The organism is Bacteroidota bacterium (assembly GCA_016183775.1).
GTDB lineage: Bacteria > Bacteroidota > Bacteroidia > JABDFU01 > JABDFU01 > JABDFU01.
In genome coordinates, this window is the sequence record JACPDY010000048.1 from 30,626 (window position 1) to 48,584 (window position 17,959).

Sequence of the window (17,959 nt, forward strand, 5' to 3'; positions counted from 1 at the left end):
AAGACTGGTATGAAATTAGTACAACATATTTCACTTACGGTTGTTTTGCTTTGCATAGCTTATGTGTCTGCATCACAGGCTCCTCCTAACCGCAAAAGCGCAAAACAATATATTGAGGAATTTAAACATGCTGCGATCCGGGAAATGCATGAAGATGGCATACCTGCAAGTGTTACACTTGCACAGGGTATCCAGGAATCAAATTCAGGAAATAGCCCTCTAGCCATTTATGCCAACAATCACTTCGGCATCAAATGCCAGAAAGAATGGACTGGCCCCACTTTTATTCAGGATGACGATAAAAAAGATGAGTGTTTCAGAAAATATGAATCCGTATTCGACTCGTATGTTGACCATTCAAATTTTTTAAAATCACGTCCCCGCTATGCCTTCCTGTTTCAGTTGGAAATTACCGACTATAAAGGCTGGGCTCACGGATTAAAAGCTTCCGGCTATGCCACCGATCCAATGTATGCCAACCGCCTTATTAAAATCATCGAAGAAAATAAATTATCCCAATTTGATACCGTTAAGCAACCGTCACCCGAGCTTATCGCATCAGTTGATAATTACTTTAGCGCCGCAGAAAAAAAAATACATAAAGGAAAGTATTCAGCGCAAAATGAAAAATACGAACTTCCTTATTCCAAACGAAGCATTCAGCTTATCAATGGACGTAAATTTATTTATACCCGTACAGGCGAAACAGTTGACGAGATCAGCACCGAATATGATGTAGACCCCCGGCTGATACGCAAATACAATGAGTTGGATAAGGAAAAGAAGACACGATTCCGGCCCGGACAAATAGTTTTCTTACAACCCAAACGAAATAAGGGGTCGGAAGAATTTCATACTGTTCAGAGAGGAGAAACAATGTATAACATTTCTCAAAAATACGGGATCAAACTGCGGAAGCTTTATAAGAAAAATAAAATGAAACCGGGAAGCGAACCTAAAGCTGGAGAAAAACTTTGGCTCAGAAAAACCCCAAAAGGTTAATTCAACGACTTTATATACCTGCAATAATCTGTTTTCGCCTTTTCAAAGAAACCGATCAACTCCACCCTTTGCCTGACCGTGTTTTCAAACTGAGTTTTACTTCTTTTCATCAGGCTAAAAAGCTTTCTGCGACCTGCAGCCTCCTTCAGCACCGGAGATAGACCCAATACATACAAACCGGTAAGGGGCACTAACAACGCATATATACCCAATAATAGCCAACTGTGAAATAACAGCCCGACTACTATCAGCTGCGCTGCATAGTAGGCTATCCAGGAAAACCAGGCAACCGTCATATTAACTGAGGCATGAAACTCTACTTCTTTGGCCAATTTATCAGCAGCAACGTGACCCAATTTATATGGTGGATAATTCGTCATTAAACCAACGAAAAACAATGGCATACCAATAATAAAGATCAGAATATCGACTCCAACTCTCACAACTTTTATACTTTGCAGACCTTTTGCAGTAAGCAAATGATCGGGTATTTCCCGATCACGTAACACATCCATATATGCGCTTACTTTTAGCCTTACCTCCTCTACCCATTGCGGCTGATTGTCTTGAAAATAATTTACGGCATTTGCTATATCACAACTCACCTGAAAATCAGCTTCAAGATCGCGGGGGTTGAGCCCCAATTCAATCATTAATTGCTCCTTATATATCAGATAAATATCTTCAACTAAATGGTCGTTCTCCTTATGCTGAATATTCACCACCAGCTTCTTCATTGCGCGCTCCAGTTCGGCTGTCAGCTCATTCAGAGCCTTTGCCTTGTCGAGCTTATAAAGCTCAGCATATTTAGCCGTCGCAATAGGTTCTCCGAAATTCATAAATAAATTACTCCGGAATTTTGGGGGAGCCGAATAATTCAATCCTACCGGCAACAGAACGAGGTTACTTCCAAAATCCATTTGCTCCTCAACACCAAAAGCAATACGGGCTGCACCTTTTTTTAGTTTACGCAGCCTGCGTTCCTGCACACAAATTGCTTCAGGATAAATGACAAGAGCATTGCCCCCGCTAAGGACCTTACTGCAGGTCATAAATGTTTCTTCGTTCCTCCCAAGATTTTCAGCTCCTTCCGATAAACGATAGATCGGAATCAGTTTCCACTGAGTAAGCAGCCAACGCATGAATGGTTTTTTAAACGCGTCGCCGCGCGCAAGAGAAAATATCTGGCGACTGGTATGTAATTGTATTGAAATCGGATCCATGAAAGCATTCACATGGTTGCTGCAAATAAATACAGGACCTTTCTTTGACAGGTGCTTAAGATTACTGATCTGGATCCGTTTATAAAATATACGGATAGCAGGCATCGTTATCGGCCTGGTAATTTCATAAATAAGAGAGAAACTGTTCATCGTTGAAACAACAGGCGCTGACCCTTTTTACTTTCATCAAACACACCGTTTTCATAAGCCAGGTGGCCATTTACAAATGTGTGCGTGACCTTTGAGTGAAACGTTTCCCCTTCCAGTGGCGACCAACCACATTTATACAGGACATTAGATCTGTCCACCTGCCATGATGCATTAAGGTCAACCAGTACCAGGTCGGCGAAATAACCCTCACGTATATAACCCCGCGCTTCAATCTGAAAACAATCAGCCACCGCATGGCTCATTTTTTCAACCACTTTTTCAATAGTTATTTTTCCTCTTTTCGAAAGCTCCAGCATGGCCACAAGTGAATGTTGCACCATCGGTCCGCCGGCAGGAGCTTTCAGATAACTTTGTTTTTTCTCCTCAATAGTGTGAGGCGCATGATCTGTCGCAATAATGTCAATTTTATTATCAATAACACCTTGCAAAATGGCATCCCGATCCTGCTTTGTCTTTATAGCGGGGTTCCATTTTATAAAATTACCTTTTGTTTTATAATCCTCGTCGCTGAACCAAAGGTGATGTATGCAGGCTTCTGCGGTTATTCTTTTCTCCTTTAAAGATTTCGTGTTATCAAACAAGCTCAATTCCTGAGCAGTAGAAATATGTAAAATATGCAAACGTGCATTGTATTTCTTTGCCAGTTCAACAGCCAGCGAAGAAGACCTGTAACAGGCTTCGCTGCTACGGATTAATGGGTGACATTCAACAGGAACATTCTCACCGTACTTTTGCCTGTATAATTCAGCATTAGCGCGTATAGTAGCCTCATCTTCGCAATGAGTTGCAATCAGCAGTTTACTTTTTGAAAAAATATTTTCAAGAGTCTGCCTGCTATCGACCAGCATATTGCCTGTTGATGAACCCATAAAAATTTTTATTCCGCAAACATTTCGAGGGTTTGTTTTAAGTACTTCCTCAATATTATCATTGGAAGCACCCATAAAAAAGGAATAATTTGCCAGTGATTTTTCCGAACCCTGCTCGTATTTGGCTTCTAACAGATCCTGCGTAAGTGTATTAGGAACAGTATTAGGCATATCCATAAACGATGTTACCCCGCCTGCAACAGCCGCCTTTGATTCGGTATAAATATCGGCCTTGTGTACAAGGCCCGGTTCACGGAAATGCACCTGATCATCGATACACCCCGGCAGAAGATATTTTCCCGCGGCATCAACAACCTTATCGGCCTTGTCGGTAATCTCCTGTTCTGAGATCTTCTTTATCCGTTTATCCTCAATAAGTAAATGACCTGTAAAGGTCTTCCCCTCATTAACAATTACAGCATTCCTGATGATCGTTTTCATTATGGCCCTCTCATTCATCTTCTGCAAAGAAGAGAAATTTTCTATTTTATTTTTTTGAAGCGCATCTGAAGCACGCCCAAAAATGCTTCTTTAAAAATACCGGTACTCATTTTTGATTGCCCTTCTTTGCGATCGATAAAGGTTATAGGTACTTCAACCACTTTAAATCCGAGCCGTTTAGCAGTATATTTCATCTCGATCTGGAAGGCGTAACCGATAAATTTAATTCCGTCGAGATCGATCGCCTCCAAAACCTTTCTTTTGTAACATTTAAATCCTGCTGTAGTGTCTTTTATATTCACCCATAAAACCATGCGTGCATATACCGAAGCAAAATACGACATCAGTATCCTGCCCACAGGCCAGTTGGCAACATTGCCTCCACTGACATAGCGTGATCCAACTGCCACGTCAGCTCCATTTACACAAGCTTCTCTGAGTCTGACCAGGTCATCAGGATTATGCGAAAAATCGGCATCCATTTCAAAAACATATTCATAGCCGCGTTTAAGCGCCCATTTAAAACCATGTATATATGCTGTCCCTAAACCTAACTTCCCCTGACGTTCTTCAATAAAAAGCTTTCCCGAAAATTCTGTCATTAGTTGTTTCACTATGTTACCTGTGCCATCAGGCGACCCATCGTCGACAATTAGCAGGTGAAACGGAACGGATAAAGAAAACACCTTGCGGATCATCTTTTCGATATTCTCTTTTTCGTTGTAGGTTGGTATTATAACAAGGCTATCTGACAAAATATATTTATTTGTAAACTACTCATAAATATACAGTTAGATTTTTAAACCAGGAACCCGGTTAACACTTTTTAACGAAAAAATATCGTTCGCGTAAAGTGGTATCCGATTGACAAAATACTGAGGGGCAGGACAATACATTACAATATCACACTTTACCAATCCTGATATCTTCCACCACGCCCGGGTCCAGTAATGTAGAGGTATCTCCAAAATTAGAAAAATCACCCTCAGCAATTTTGCGTAAAATCCGACGCATGATCTTCCCTGACCGGGTTTTAGGCAAACCTGTTACAACCTGTATCTTATCAGGCTTGGCAAGCGGACCCATGTATTTGCGGACAGATTCAATAATTTCGTTTCTCAAAACATCAATATCTTTTCGCTCGTGATCCGGTATTACAAATGCGTAAACGCCCCAGCCCTTTATTGGATGAGGGAAACCCACCACGGCACTTTCAACTATATCAGGGTGTTGATTGATGGCGCTTTCAATTTCGGCCGTACCCAGCAAATGCCCCGAGACCTTTATGACATCGTCCACTCTTCCGGTAATACGATAATACCCGTCTGAATCGCGCTTACAGCCATCTCCTGTAAAAAAATAATTCGGGAAATTGTCAAAATAAGTTTTCCTGCATCGTTCATGGTCGCCATAAGTGGTTCTGAGGATACCCGGCCAGGGGAATTTAATACAAAGCAATCCTTCCACATTATTCCCCTTCAGTTCAATTCCTTTTTCATCAAGGATAGCAAGCTGAACACCAGGTAAAGGCAAAGTGGCATAACCCGGTTTTAATTTTGTTATGCCAGCAAGCGGTGAGATCATAATACCTCCGGTTTCAGTTTGCCACCAGGTATCAACGATCGGGCAATTTCCTTTTCCTATATTATCATTATACCAATGCCAGGCCTCTTCATTAATAGGTTCACCCACCGTACCGAGTACCTTTAATGAATCGAGCTTGTATGGTTTTACAAAATCAAGCCCCTGTGCTTCAAGAGAACGAATGGCAGTAGGAGCCGTATAAAAAATATTTACCTTATATTTATCAATGACCTGCCAGAAACGTCCAGCATCAGGATACGTTGGAATCCCTTCAAACATAAGGGTAGTGGCTCCGGAGAGTAAAGGCCCATATATCAAATAGGAATGTCCTGTTATCCAGCCAATGTCTGCAGTACACCAATAGACCGCAGCCCCACCCTCTCCTTCGGCGAGGGTGTCTTGATACTGAAATACATTCATAAAAGTATAATGTGTATAAACCATATACCCTCCACATGTATGGACAACACCCTTTGGCTTACCTGTTGATCCGGAAGTGTAAAGAATGAAAAGCATGTCTTCTGAATCCATTACTTCGGCCGGACAATCGGCATCCACCTTTTTCAGCTCATCCTCTAAATAAACATCTCTTCCTTCAGCCATTGTTATATCAGCACCTGTTCTTCTGCAAACAATCACCCTTTTAACTGTCGGGCAATCTTTCAGCGCCTCATCAACCACAGGCTTTAAAGGAAGATCCTTTGCGCCCCGATAGCCGCCATCCGCAGTAATAACAATATTACACGAAGCATCATGTATTCTTCCTGAAAGTGAATTGAATGAAAAACCGGCAAAGACAACCGAATGAATTGCCCCAATACGTGCGCAGGCCAAAACCGCAATCGCAAGCTCCGGCACCATGGGCATATAAATGCAAATGCGATCACCTTTTTTTGCACCATTGTTCTTTAACACATTAGCAAAGCGGCAAACCTGCTCGTGCAATTCTTTATAAGTAAGTGTCCTGTTCTTTTCTTTGGGATCATTCGGCTCCCAGATAATGGCTGGCTGATCAGCGCGAGTAGCCAAGTGCCTGTCAAGGCAATTTTCCGTGATGTTTAATTTTCCGCCAATGAACCACTTCACATTGGGTTCAATGAAGTTCCACTCTAATACTTTGTTCCATTTTTTGCGCCAGATAAATTGTTCGGCCTGTTCGGCCCAGAATTGTTCAGGGTTATCAATACTTCTTTTGTATTCAGACTGGTATTGTTGGAAGGAGGTGATATATGACATATTGTCCGCTAATTACATTGAAAAATTAACGAACTAATATAGCTAAAAACCAGAGAGCCCAAATATTTTCTTTTGAACAGCATAAATAAGACTGAATGTCTGTTTATCCGTAGTATCTCTTTTAACACTCAGCTGTATCGGGTCCAATATTTTTTTACTGCCATCCGGTGCAATACAAATAATATTGTGAAAATAAATGTCATTGTACTTTGGCTGAAAATCAACCACCTTCTGCTTCATCTCACCAGAAAGAATACAGGTATCGGATTTAAATAGTATCGGAACCCTTTTACTCTTATCCTTGTTATACCTATCTGTATCTTCCGTAAAATACATATCAAATGATCTTACCTTCAAATTCATTTTATAATACTGCGAAAAGGCGTATAAGTGACAGCCCCGCATTTTCAAAACTTTTGAGGCGGAGTCGAGTTTAACCCCGCAAAAAAATAGTGTAGGCGTCTTTATTTTATACTGCTTTGTATAGATCAATTTTCGGCTTTTGTCTGTTTGTTGATATACGGAAACAGCCGCCATTCCGGGGCTTCCAAATCGCAACACATAGGTATCTCCATCATTTGATACGATACGACCACCTTCCACAATCAATTTCACGTTCTTATTTCTCCCCTTTACTTTAACACGGACTGTATTTTCCTTTTCAAGCCAGAAAACAGAATCTTCATAAAATACAGAACATTTAGCCAAAGGCGAGCGAACTTTAAAAACAACTGACTTGCCACCAGACTGATCTTGTCCGCAGCAAACAGTTGCAATACCTATTAAAAGAATAAGCACTTTGATCTTCATTCGTTCACAATTTCAATAACTGCTTTAATTCCTGGGGTGTTTTAATATTGTTTGTAATCTCCATCTTAAACTCAATGGAAGCATTATTAGTATTTATCCGATCCAATTCATCCCTGCCTATGTAAACTACCTTTTCATCATAGGTGATCCCAACAATTTTATCAATAAATACATGCCCGAACGGGAAACTGTCAAAAGCATTTTCTCCAACATTATACACTGTGTTCTCACCATTTTTCAATAAATAAATATTCCGTACGAAAAGGGCATTACCATTTTTATCAGAGAATGAAGCTTTAAATGTTGGTACTGATCTCACCACCTTTGAAAAGAAAGGCTCAGGACGATCACAATTCCAGGCACCCATATTACTGATCATAAGTGTTCTGTACACCAGGCTAAGTGGAAAAGCATCCATATAATTTCCACTTATAAAATTATTAAACCGCTCATTCAGGTTTGCTCTTTGCACAGCTCCACTATATATAGCTCTGAGTCGGTATAATGAATCCCCACTTGCGCGTTCAGTTGTTTTACGTTTTGCAAGCAGGCTGATATATTCTGCTGTTCTGATCTCATATTCCCTCATTGCCTGCGCGTAATTTTTACCTTCAACAACAGGAGTTACAACAAAACTATGCGATTCTTTAGATGAGTTAAAAGTTACAATGTAATGTTCATTATCAGGGTGCTTTCTTATATACACATCTTCCCACAGCTTGTTTGCCAATGAAGGATCGTAACTTTGATCGGTTTCGGCCAGTTCAAATTTTACCCCGTCATAGGCCGACAACTCCGGAAATTCTTCTTTGTTATAATCGATGCTGAAACTCTTTGCATTTGTTGCAGCCAATTTAGGTTTACGCGGCTTTTTGAGTTCATCATTAAAAGCGTAGGTAAAGTCATGATGGACTGTTGAATTTGTGGTATCAAATATGGGTTGACATGTTCCGTTTTTGTGGGTGTTTTCGGAAATATAATTCCATTTTTTTTGAGCAGTATCAAGGTAATAAATGTTGTAGTCATCGGTATTAGTATGCGATACGAGGTGTGCCAATAAAGTTTTGCCGGGCTTTAGCCGCAAGGGCTTATTATCCTGGTAAGCCAAAGCTTCCAACATACCTGCCGATTCAAACTGGTAAGTGGTTCCGGCCGAATCATAATCCATCGGAATCCCGCTCAACATAATATCAATAGGATCATGGAATTCCCTATAACGGAATTCAACTTCTCCTTTTGCATCATTCCCATCGGAATCAACAAATGAATTTGCAGTAATTTCAATAATAGAGCCTGTTTTATAAACAATAGTGGTATCCCTTTCTGTGTTCAATACAAATTTATCAGATGCAATATCTAAAGCCCTAACCGGTGGATCTATAAATGGTTTTACAGATGAAACATCTGCTGATGCGGCACTATTGTAAACCAGGTAAGCTGAAACAGCTACCAAGGCTGCAGAACCGCTTATCAGTGAATACAATTTCACACCCTTTGCCAGCCAACCCGCTTTAGCTGCGTAACCCGACATAAACTTATTGAAGTTCATGTGTTGCGTTATTTCCTGTTCAGAAAGTTTTTCGCGATTTGTATTTATTTTAAACTTGCTCATATTAAATATTTTTAAGTTTCGTTTTTAATTTTTCCAGTATCCTGTATATCCTCATTTTACAAGCGCTCTCGCCCATTCCTGTTATTTCGCATATTTCTTTAAAGGAGCGGTCTTCAAAGAAGCGCATATCGATTAGGTCCAGTTCATCTAGCTCTAATTCTTCCAGTGCTTGAAATAGGTCCTTATCTATATTGGCTGAGACTCGTTCATCCACTTCCTGTTTTAAATTGCCTATCGCCTCTTCATCGATATTGATCGTACGCTGTGTTTTATTTTTTCTGAACCACTGATTCAGTTCATTGCCGGCGATCCGGAATAACCAGGCGCCAAAAGGAACGCCCTGAGCTTTGAATTTTGAAAGATTATTCAGTGCCGAATAAAACACTTGTGCCGTTATCTCATAAGCAAGGTCCTTGCTATCCACCCGCTGATAAACATACCCTACGATACGGGCATAATATGTTTTATATATAAGTTCGAACTTTCGCGGATCATCTTGTGCCGCTTTTACCTGTTCCAGCTCAGCATTAATCTGCTCAACAGTAAGGTGGTATTTAGACTGATCGGTCATATTCAGTAAAGCTATCATTTTACCTCCTTTTAGCATCATAATGCAAGAGGGGCAAAAAAGTCACAATCTGATAATGGGAAAAATGCTCTTTTATAATAACGAGTAGCTTTTATTACTTATTACGAAAGGAAAGTTAAAATAAGAACAGAAAACGACTATTGGGGGATGCCCCGGTTTTTATCCGCCTGTTTATGACAGAAAAATAAAACCTGCAGATTATTATTCCACTTACATAAATTTATGGAGGTGGCAAGCCATGAAAAGAAGTGATGGACAAGTTGTTGGTTGGGAGAATACGGAAAAACTGGCTTAATTTGAAATTCAGGCAAGAGCAGAGTTACCTCTTCAGGAGCTTCACGACTAACTAAAATCAAAATACAATTATTCTATACCCTATAGATAACACTACTGGCATTAATTGATTTTTAAACACAACCGGACTATTACTCTTCAGATAGTTAATGTAGTCATAAACATCCGAATTTCTTACAGGAACAATAAAGGAAAGGGATACATATCGTTTCCCACTTGGCTTAGACCGGATATCTATACCTAATCCAAATGAAGGACCATAAAATACTCTATTATAAGATTCTGCATTTTTCACAGTTATTGCTGCATTATACCCATACATCGCCAAAACATATGGAACAGCCACAGCAAAATCCTTATTGAACTTAATCCTGAACTTTATTCCAGCATTAAAACCGACGCCCGCAATTGCATAACCGGTGCCTGCAAAAAACCCCAAATTCTTCCGGCCGGGATATACAAGTACATTTGCTCCTATTCCACCCAAATCAAGGCCCACACCCAGGCCAATAGCAGCCTTATCAAAAAACAGTTCGGGCTCTTTCTCCGGAACGCCGCGCTTAAGAGATTGAATATCACTTTTATTAATGAAACCCAAAATTTTCTTGCCATCCTTATTAAAAATAAAATCAACTTTTACACTATCCTCATTCTGGATCGTACATAAGAATATCTGCCCGTCTTTTTTGACAATTGTATCCTGAGAATAAATTACAATTGGAGCTATGAAAACAAGTGTAGCAAACAATGCTAAAATTTTCACAATATTAATTTTAAAGGAGTTATATAATTACTCATTGATCCATTTTACCATGGTAAGAGTCGAAGTAGCATATCTCTTTCTGCTTACAACCCCAACAAAACATCACTCGGATCCTTGCCGCCAAACAAAAGCTTAGAAGGATTCTCACACATCTCTTTCACTTTTACAAGAAAGCCCACCGATTCTCGGCCATCAATAATGCGGTGATCATAAGAAAGCGCCACATACATCATCGGGCGAACGACAACTTGTCCGTTCACGGCGATCGGGCGCTCAACAATATTATGCATACCAAGGATAGCACTTTGAGGAGGATTAATAATAGGCGTTGACATGAGTGAACCAAACACGCCTCCATTGGTGATGGTAAATGTGCCGCCTTCCATGTCTTTTAATTCAATTTTATTATCGCGGGCTTTGACAGCAAGGTTTTTAATTTCAGTTTCAATTTGCGCGAGCGACATTGTTTCGGCATTCCTTAATACCGGAACTACGAGACCTTTTGGAGCACTAACGGCAATACCTACGTCACAATATTTATAATAAACAATTTCTTCCCCATCTATCATCGCGTTAACAGCAGGAAAATGCTGCAACGCTTCACAAACCGCTTTAGTAAAAAAGCTCATAAAGCCGAGCCCAACGCCATATTTCTCCTTGAACTTATCTTTGTATTTCGCACGCAAGGCATATATCTGGCTCATATCAACCTCGTTAAAAGTAGTAAGCATGGCTGTGGTATTTTTTACAGCAACCAATCGCTGCGCCAACTTTTTACGTAAAGGCGTCATCTTTTTACTTTCCACATCACGTGTCCCTGACCAGCCTTTCAAAGCGCCTGTGTCAAAGCCTTTACTCATGGCGTTCAATACATCTCCTTTGGTTATACGACCATCTTTACCGCTCCCATTTATTTTAACGGGGATCTGGTTTTCATCCATAAGTTTCCTCGCAGATGGGGATGGTGTACCGGTGACGTATGTGGTTGTTGGTTGTTCAACCTGCGCTGAAGCTTTGGTTGACAAATGGTTGTTGGTTGTTGATTGCACAACTTGTTTTTCTTCCCTTTTCCCAACCTTTTCTTCTCCCGACTCCCGGCTTCCGACTTCCGACTTCTTCTCTCCCTTAACACTCGTATCGATTGAACAAACTACCTGTCCCACTTTAACGGTATCGCCTTCCTTCGCCAGAAGTTTTATCGCGCCGTTGTCTTCAGCATTTAGCGTAAGGGTTGCCTTATCTGAATCAATTTCAGCGATAGCTTCATCTTTCTCCACGTAATCTCCATCCTTTTTAAACCAATGTGCAATTACTACTTCCGTTATTGATTCGCCGGGGCTGGGAACTTTTTGCTGCAGAATGGCCATTGTTTATTTGGGATTAAAAATTTATCAAAGTCAATTACATTTTATTATTACAAACATTTAAGAATCCTTCACTTACTTTTCTTCCTTGATGAAGAAAAGTAACAGGGCAAATGTACGGTGTACATTTGAGCCAGCAAGCGGGCTGAAATCAAGACAAAACGATTGCTCACCCGCAAGGCTCATCGGCATCGCGTTTTGTCATTGCCAGCCCGCTCCAAAACAATATAATTCTGCAATCATTACTATTTACTTATTACTAATGCTTTCTCAAATAATTTATCTACAATTGCCTGCTGCTGACCTGCATGAGCTTTGGAGAAACCCGTTGCAGGGCTTGCGCTTTCGTGGCGGCCAATGTATTTAAGCGGCACATTCCCGAACATGCGTATCATGAAACTCCATGCTCCCATATTCTCCGGTTCTTCCTGTACCCAATAATATTCTTTGGTACTCTTGTATTTCAATAATATCTCCTGTATTTGTTTAGCCGGGAACGGATACAATTGCTCAATACGAACAATTGCCACTTCATGAGTGCCGGATCTTTCTCTGCCCTCAACCAGGTCGTAATAGATTTTGCCGGTGCAAAATGCAACGCGTTTTACATATTTCGCGTCTATCGAAACATCATCGATCACTTCTTTAAATCCTCCTGTGGTAAAATCAGTCACAGATGAAACACAGGCCGGGTAGCGTAATAATTTTTTAGGAGTAAAGCATATAAGCGGCTTGCGAAAATCCCGCTTCAATTGCCTGCGCAATACATGAAACTGATTGGCAGGTGTTGTACAGTTCACAACCTGTATATTATTTTCGGCACATTGCTGTAAAAACCTTTCCATGCGGCCACTGGAATGCTCTGGGCCCTGTCCTTCATAGCCGTGCGGGAGAAGCATTACAAGGCCATTCATCCTTCTCCACTTATATTCCGAGCATGTAATAAATTGATCGATCACGATCTGAGCTCCGTTAAAGAAATCACCAAACTGGGCTTCCCAAATTACAAGATCGCCGGGCGCCGCCAATGAATAACCAAACTCAAAACCCAACACACCATACTCGGATAGGGATGAATTGTATATATCCAGCTTACCTTTTGCACCAAAACTATTCGAAGGAGTATATTCTTCTTCCGAATCCTCAATTTTAACCACAGCATGCCGGTGCGAGAAGGTGCCGCGCTCAACATCCTGCCCGCTGAAACGTACATCATGTCCTTCATTCATGAGGGTTGCATACGCCATCAACTCTCCCATGGCCCAATCATAATTATCCTTTTCGATCATCCCCAAACGCTCTTTAAAAATATTCCCCATTTTACTGAAGAATTTCTTATCCGCAGGAAGAGTGCTGATCTTTTTCGCTATGTCGAGAAATACTTTTTTATCAACTGCTGTATCGGGTGACCTTTCAAAATCTTTGTCGACTGCCATACGTAAACCTTTCCACTGGCCTTGCATAAACGATGTAACCTTGGCTTTTTCCACCTGCCTGGCTTCATCCAGCTTCCCCTGTAACAATTCTTTGAAATTTTTCTCCATCTCTTTGGCCATACTGCCATCAATGGTACCTTCTGCAAGCAGTTGCTGAGCATAGATCTCACGTGGATTCGGATGAACCGCTATCGCTTTATACAACAATGGCTGGGTAAAACGGGGTTCATCGCCTTCATTGTGTCCATACTTACGGTAACACAATACATCAATAAATACATCACGGTGAAAGGTTTGACGAAACGCCATTGCCAATTGTGATACATACACTACCGCCTCCACATCATCACCATTCACATGGAACACAGGAGACAATACCACCTTAGCGACATCAGTACAATAGGTGCTCGAACGTCCATCGATGTAATTAGTGGTGAAACCGATCTGGTTGTTTACAATGACATGAATAGTTCCTCCCGTTTTATATCCGTCCAACTGCGACATCTGTATCACTTCGTAAACAACACCCTGTCCGGCCAAAGCCGCATCACCGTGCATGAGTATCGGACATACTTTACTATTATCTCCCTTATGTGCATTATCAATTTTAGCACGGGCTATTCCTTCTACAACGGGATCGACTGCTTCCAGGTGCGATGGATTAGGTGTTAAGCTCATGTGCATGGACTTCCCATTATTACTTACCTGGTCGGATGAATAGCCCATGTGGTATTTAACGTCACCATCAAATACGGAATCCTCTGACAAACGGCCTTCAAACTCTGTGAAAATATCTTCGTAGGTTTTATTTAAAATGTTGGCCAACACATTCAAACGGCCACGATGAGGCATACCGATAACAAAATCTTTTATTCCAAGGTCGGCCCCTGTTTCGCATACTGCATGCAAAGCAGGAATGACTGTTTCAGCGCCTTCCAATGAAAACCGCTTTTGCCCGACAAATTTTGTGTGCAGGAAATTTTCGAACACCACTGCCTGATTCAGCTTATCCAGGATCGCCATACGCTCCACCATACTGAACTTTGGAGTATTCTTACAACCTTCCATTTTATCCTGGAGCCATTTTATGATCTCAGGGGAACGTATGTACATATATTCAGCGCCAACAGATTGACAATAAGTTTGATTCAGATGGGCAATGATATCTTTCAATTTGGCAGGACCGATACCAATTTGGGTTCCGGCCTGAAAAATAGTTTCAAGATCAGCTTTTACCAAGCCGAAATTTTCAATATCCAGTGTCGGTGAATATTGCCTTCGTTCACGAACAGGATTCGTTTTGGTAAAAAGGTGTCCGCGGGTACGATACCCGTTTATCAGGTTGATCACATTAAATTCCTTGCGGACATTATCGGGAATATCACCTGTTTCTTCAAAATTTTTACGGGCAAATTCAAAGCCTTCAAAAAACCTGGCCCAACCCGCTTCAACGGATCTGTTATCCTTTATATACTGCTGATAAAGTTCATCAACAGTGGCAATTTCAGCATTACTTAAATAAGATTGCTTGTCCATGGTTGGATTATAATTACGCTTATCAAATTTAGTAAATTAAGATGAATTCTCTATTGATCTTTGGGGCTATAATGCCTGCGGAGAACGATCTTCTGCAACTCCCGCCTGATAACAAGATCAGCGATGGCTTCTGATAAACTGGTAACGGTGGTATCGCTCACAATTGCAGAGACTTTGCTCTCATTCACATCGATCCGGTAAAGTAAATTAAGCAGCTTTTTGTAATCGCCTTCGATCAGTTTGGCTATATGCGGACTGACCTGGTACAGCAATTCGTTGTACGCATTTTCGGGATCGCCGGAAAATTTGATCTCAATACCAAACATATCAAAATCCCTTATGATCTGCTGCGCTGTGGCGTTGATGTAATCTAACTTGTTGAAATATGGTGTTATGTTCATAGGCCTCACCCCGACCCTCTCCGACGGAGAGGGAGAAGGTTACTTTTTATGTTTAAATAACAATAATCTTTCAACAGGTCTGTTGTTGATGATATGCTCATTGATAATTTCATCCACGTCTTCTACTTCAACACCAACGTAAAAAATTCCTTCCGGGTAAACAACAACAGTTTGCCCGAAATCGCAAATGTCGAGGCAGCCTGCACGTTGTGCTCTTAATTTGACCGGCAGGTTGAGCTCTTTGAGTTTTTTCTTAAAGGCATCAACTATTTCCATGCCATGAGCCTCACCGCAACTTCTGCGCGGAGCTTCGGCAGCACGCTGGTTGGTGCAGATGAATATGTGTTTGTCGTAAATTAATTCCATACCTCATCCCCGTCTTCTCCAAGTAGAGAAGGCGCTGATTTTACAATAGAGATTATATCGAATTAGATTATTATATACATTTTCAAAAATATATATGGAAAAAATTTAGAGCTTTCGTGCTTTGGTGGCCAAAATCCAATTGCCACTAAAGCACAAAAACACTAAAACCCACAAAAAAGTTTATTCGATATAAATTCTAATCATTATAAAAATTTTCAGTGCGTTAAAAAATAGCTCAAACACTAAACACCTTATCCCTCCCTGCTAATGAGACTTTCAACCAGCGCCACTAAATTTCTCCTTTTGCTTTCATCACAGGGAATTTCGTTTAACAATTCAATTCCTTTATTGTAATAACCCGTCACTTCAGCATTGGCCAGTTTACGCACATTTAAAAAATCGTAAATGGCTGTAACGGCTTCCACTTTTTGTTGCGGATCAAACGACGGGGCATATATCCATTGCTGCAGCTCTTCCTTTTTATACGGATTTAACTTTGCCAGCTCGATCGACTTTAGCAAAAGAAACGTCTTCTTGTTGGCAATAATATCTCCACCTTTTTGCTTGCCGAACTTTTCCTTGTCCGCATATACGTCTAAAATATCATCCTGTAATTGAAACGCAATGCCGATATTTTTTCCGAATTCATATATACGATCCGCATCTTCAGGCCTTGCCCCGCCGGTAACAGCACCTATTTTTAATGCGCCGGCCAACAATGCCGCTGTCTTGAGTTCTATCATCTTTATGTATTGACCAATGGTCACTGACAGAAGTTTTTCATAATTCATATCCAGCTGCTGGCCTTCACAAACTTTTAACGCTGTTTCATTAAATATTTTCAACACTTCTATTTTACGTCCGGGATCACATCCGGATGTGCTTATCAATTCGTATGCCTTCACAAGCATCGCGTCACCGCTAAGTATAGCGGTATTCAAATTCCATTTTTGATGAACAGTCGGCTTATTTCTGCGCAAGGGAGCATTATCCATAATATCATCATGGATCAATGAAAAGTTGTGAAACAATTCAATACCAAGAGCGGGATTTAATGCATCACTCACATTGCCATCAAACAGGTCGCATGCAAGCAGGCTAAGCAGCGGGCGCATACGTTTACCGCCAAGCGACAAGGTGTATTTTAATGGCTCGTATAATTCAACAGGCTGACCATTAAGGCTGCTGCAAAATTTTTCAACCCCTGAATTAATAAGCTGCCAGAATTGTTGTGTCGGGTTCAAGTTAAAGTATGTAGCGTGTATTTCCGATGACAATTTTCAAACCTTCCTCTAACGGCTTCATCGGCTCCTTTAGCAAAGTCTTCATTTTACTAATGTCGGGTCTTCTGCGTGTCATGTCACCCTCTTCGAGTGCCGGTAAATGAACAACTTTTGATCTTGAGTCCGTTAATTTAATGATTAATTGCGCCAACTGAACGATTGGCACTTCCGTTTCTCCTCCGACATTTAAAACATCATTTACATATTTATTGTTATAAAACGCATTGGTAGTTGCCTCAATATTATCATTGATAAAACAAAATGTCCGGGTTTGACTTCCATCACCGTAGACGGGAATATCTTCACTTTTAAGCGCTTTTGAGATAAATTTTGACACCACAAAGTCTTTACTTTGTTTTGGGCCATAGGTGTTGAAGAAGCGGAAGATGGTATAGTCTAACCCAAATTCCTTTTTATAAGATCTCAAAAATGCTTCGCCTACATTTTTAACAATTGCATAGGGCAAACGTGAATTTAAAGGAGTTGTATCTTCATTCTGCGGATATTCCACCGGCTCTCCATAAACTTCAGAAGACGATGAATAATACACCCGCTTCACACTGGTATTTTTCGACAATTCCAGTATATTTCGTATTCCATTAATATCATCCAGTACTTTAACAGGACTTTCAAGTGTACGTTTAACACCAACAAGAGCCGCATAATGAAAAACAAAATCAAATGAATAAGAGCGAAACACCGCTGATATCTCATTGAAATTATTTACATCACATTTTATAAATTTAATATTACCATGTTTTGAAACAGGGATCTTATCCAAACTGCCGGTAAGCAGATTATCCACGATAACCACAAAATTCTGTTCGTTCTCAGCAAGCTTCTCAACAAGGCAGCTTGGAATAAAGCCTGCGCCACCGGTCACAAGTATTTTAGTTAATACTGTTGTATTCATTTGTATATAAGTTACTGTTTGTCAAATGCCTATCGGCACACAGGTTCATTTTCAGTTGGTCACGCC

15 protein-coding genes are annotated in these 17,959 nt (G+C 40.6%); 1 reads left to right on the top strand and 14 read right to left on the bottom strand.

Annotated elements, in window-relative coordinates:
• Positions 1-9 precede the first annotated feature (9 nt).
• Positions 10-1,002: a glucosaminidase domain-containing protein gene (locus HYU69_06415; GenBank protein MBI2269979.1), complete on the top strand. Its 993-nt coding sequence runs from the start codon at positions 10-12 to the stop codon at positions 1,000-1,002.
• Here HYU69_06415 and HYU69_06420 read toward each other — a convergent pair.
• The 14 genes from HYU69_06420 to HYU69_06485 form a co-directional block, all read right to left on the bottom strand.
• Positions 999-2,375, bottom strand: a complete 1,377-nt coding sequence (locus HYU69_06420; protein ID MBI2269980.1) for a 1-acyl-sn-glycerol-3-phosphate acyltransferase — start codon at positions 2,373-2,375, stop codon at positions 999-1,001. The two genes, HYU69_06415 and HYU69_06420, sit on opposite strands and share 4 nt — an antisense overlap.
• Entirely contained in the window at positions 2,372-3,706 is a 1,335-nt protein-coding gene (locus tag HYU69_06425; GenBank protein MBI2269981.1) for a dihydroorotase, read from the bottom strand. The genes HYU69_06420 and HYU69_06425 overlap by 4 nt, the downstream gene beginning before the upstream one ends.
• 41 nt (positions 3,707-3,747) lie before the next feature.
• Positions 3,748-4,461: a polyprenol monophosphomannose synthase gene (locus HYU69_06430; protein MBI2269982.1), complete on the bottom strand. Its 714-nt coding sequence runs from the start codon at positions 4,459-4,461 to the stop codon at positions 3,748-3,750.
• Between the two features lie 148 nt (positions 4,462-4,609).
• Positions 4,610-6,526 carry an acetate--CoA ligase gene (gene acs / locus HYU69_06435; protein MBI2269983.1) on the bottom strand — a complete coding sequence of 639 codons (1,917 nt, stop codon included), beginning with the start codon at positions 6,524-6,526 and terminating at the stop codon, positions 4,610-4,612.
• A gap of 42 nt (positions 6,527-6,568) precedes the next feature.
• Complete coding sequence (locus HYU69_06440; protein MBI2269984.1) at positions 6,569-7,336, bottom strand: hypothetical protein; 768 nt, start codon at positions 7,334-7,336, stop codon at positions 6,569-6,571.
• Between the two features lie 4 nt (positions 7,337-7,340).
• Positions 7,341-8,948: a hypothetical protein gene (locus tag HYU69_06445; protein MBI2269985.1), complete on the bottom strand. Its 1,608-nt coding sequence runs from the start codon at positions 8,946-8,948 to the stop codon at positions 7,341-7,343.
• A gap of 1 nt (position 8,949) precedes the next feature.
• Positions 8,950-9,537 (bottom strand): sigma-70 family RNA polymerase sigma factor, encoded by a 588-nt coding sequence (locus HYU69_06450; protein MBI2269986.1) that lies wholly within the window; start codon positions 9,535-9,537, stop codon positions 8,950-8,952.
• A 352-nt stretch (positions 9,538-9,889) separates the two neighbouring features.
• Positions 9,890-10,594: a hypothetical protein gene (locus HYU69_06455; protein ID MBI2269987.1), complete on the bottom strand. Its 705-nt coding sequence runs from the start codon at positions 10,592-10,594 to the stop codon at positions 9,890-9,892.
• 83 nt (positions 10,595-10,677) lie between these two features.
• On the bottom strand, positions 10,678-11,961 hold the full coding sequence (odhB, locus tag HYU69_06460) for a 2-oxoglutarate dehydrogenase complex dihydrolipoyllysine-residue succinyltransferase (protein ID MBI2269988.1): 1,284 nt from the start codon (positions 11,959-11,961) through the stop codon (positions 10,678-10,680).
• Positions 11,962-12,203: 242 nt separating this feature from the next.
• Positions 12,204-14,930 (bottom strand): 2-oxoglutarate dehydrogenase E1 component, encoded by a 2,727-nt coding sequence (locus HYU69_06465; protein MBI2269989.1) that lies wholly within the window; start codon positions 14,928-14,930, stop codon positions 12,204-12,206.
• Between the two features lie 50 nt (positions 14,931-14,980).
• A complete protein-coding gene (locus tag HYU69_06470; GenBank protein MBI2269990.1) occupies positions 14,981-15,331 on the bottom strand; it encodes a hypothetical protein in 351 nt (116 codons plus the stop codon).
• Positions 15,332-15,370: 39 nt separating this feature from the next.
• A complete protein-coding gene (locus tag HYU69_06475) occupies positions 15,371-15,697 on the bottom strand; it encodes a (2Fe-2S) ferredoxin domain-containing protein (GenBank protein MBI2269991.1) in 327 nt (108 codons plus the stop codon).
• 251 nt (positions 15,698-15,948) lie between these two features.
• Positions 15,949-16,962: a polyprenyl synthetase family protein gene (locus HYU69_06480; protein MBI2269992.1), complete on the bottom strand. Its 1,014-nt coding sequence runs from the start codon at positions 16,960-16,962 to the stop codon at positions 15,949-15,951.
• Positions 16,943-17,893: an NAD-dependent epimerase/dehydratase family protein gene (locus tag HYU69_06485; protein MBI2269993.1), complete on the bottom strand. Its 951-nt coding sequence runs from the start codon at positions 17,891-17,893 to the stop codon at positions 16,943-16,945. Before HYU69_06485 ends, HYU69_06480 begins: the two co-directional genes overlap by 20 nt.
• Positions 17,894-17,959: the final 66 nt, after the last annotated feature.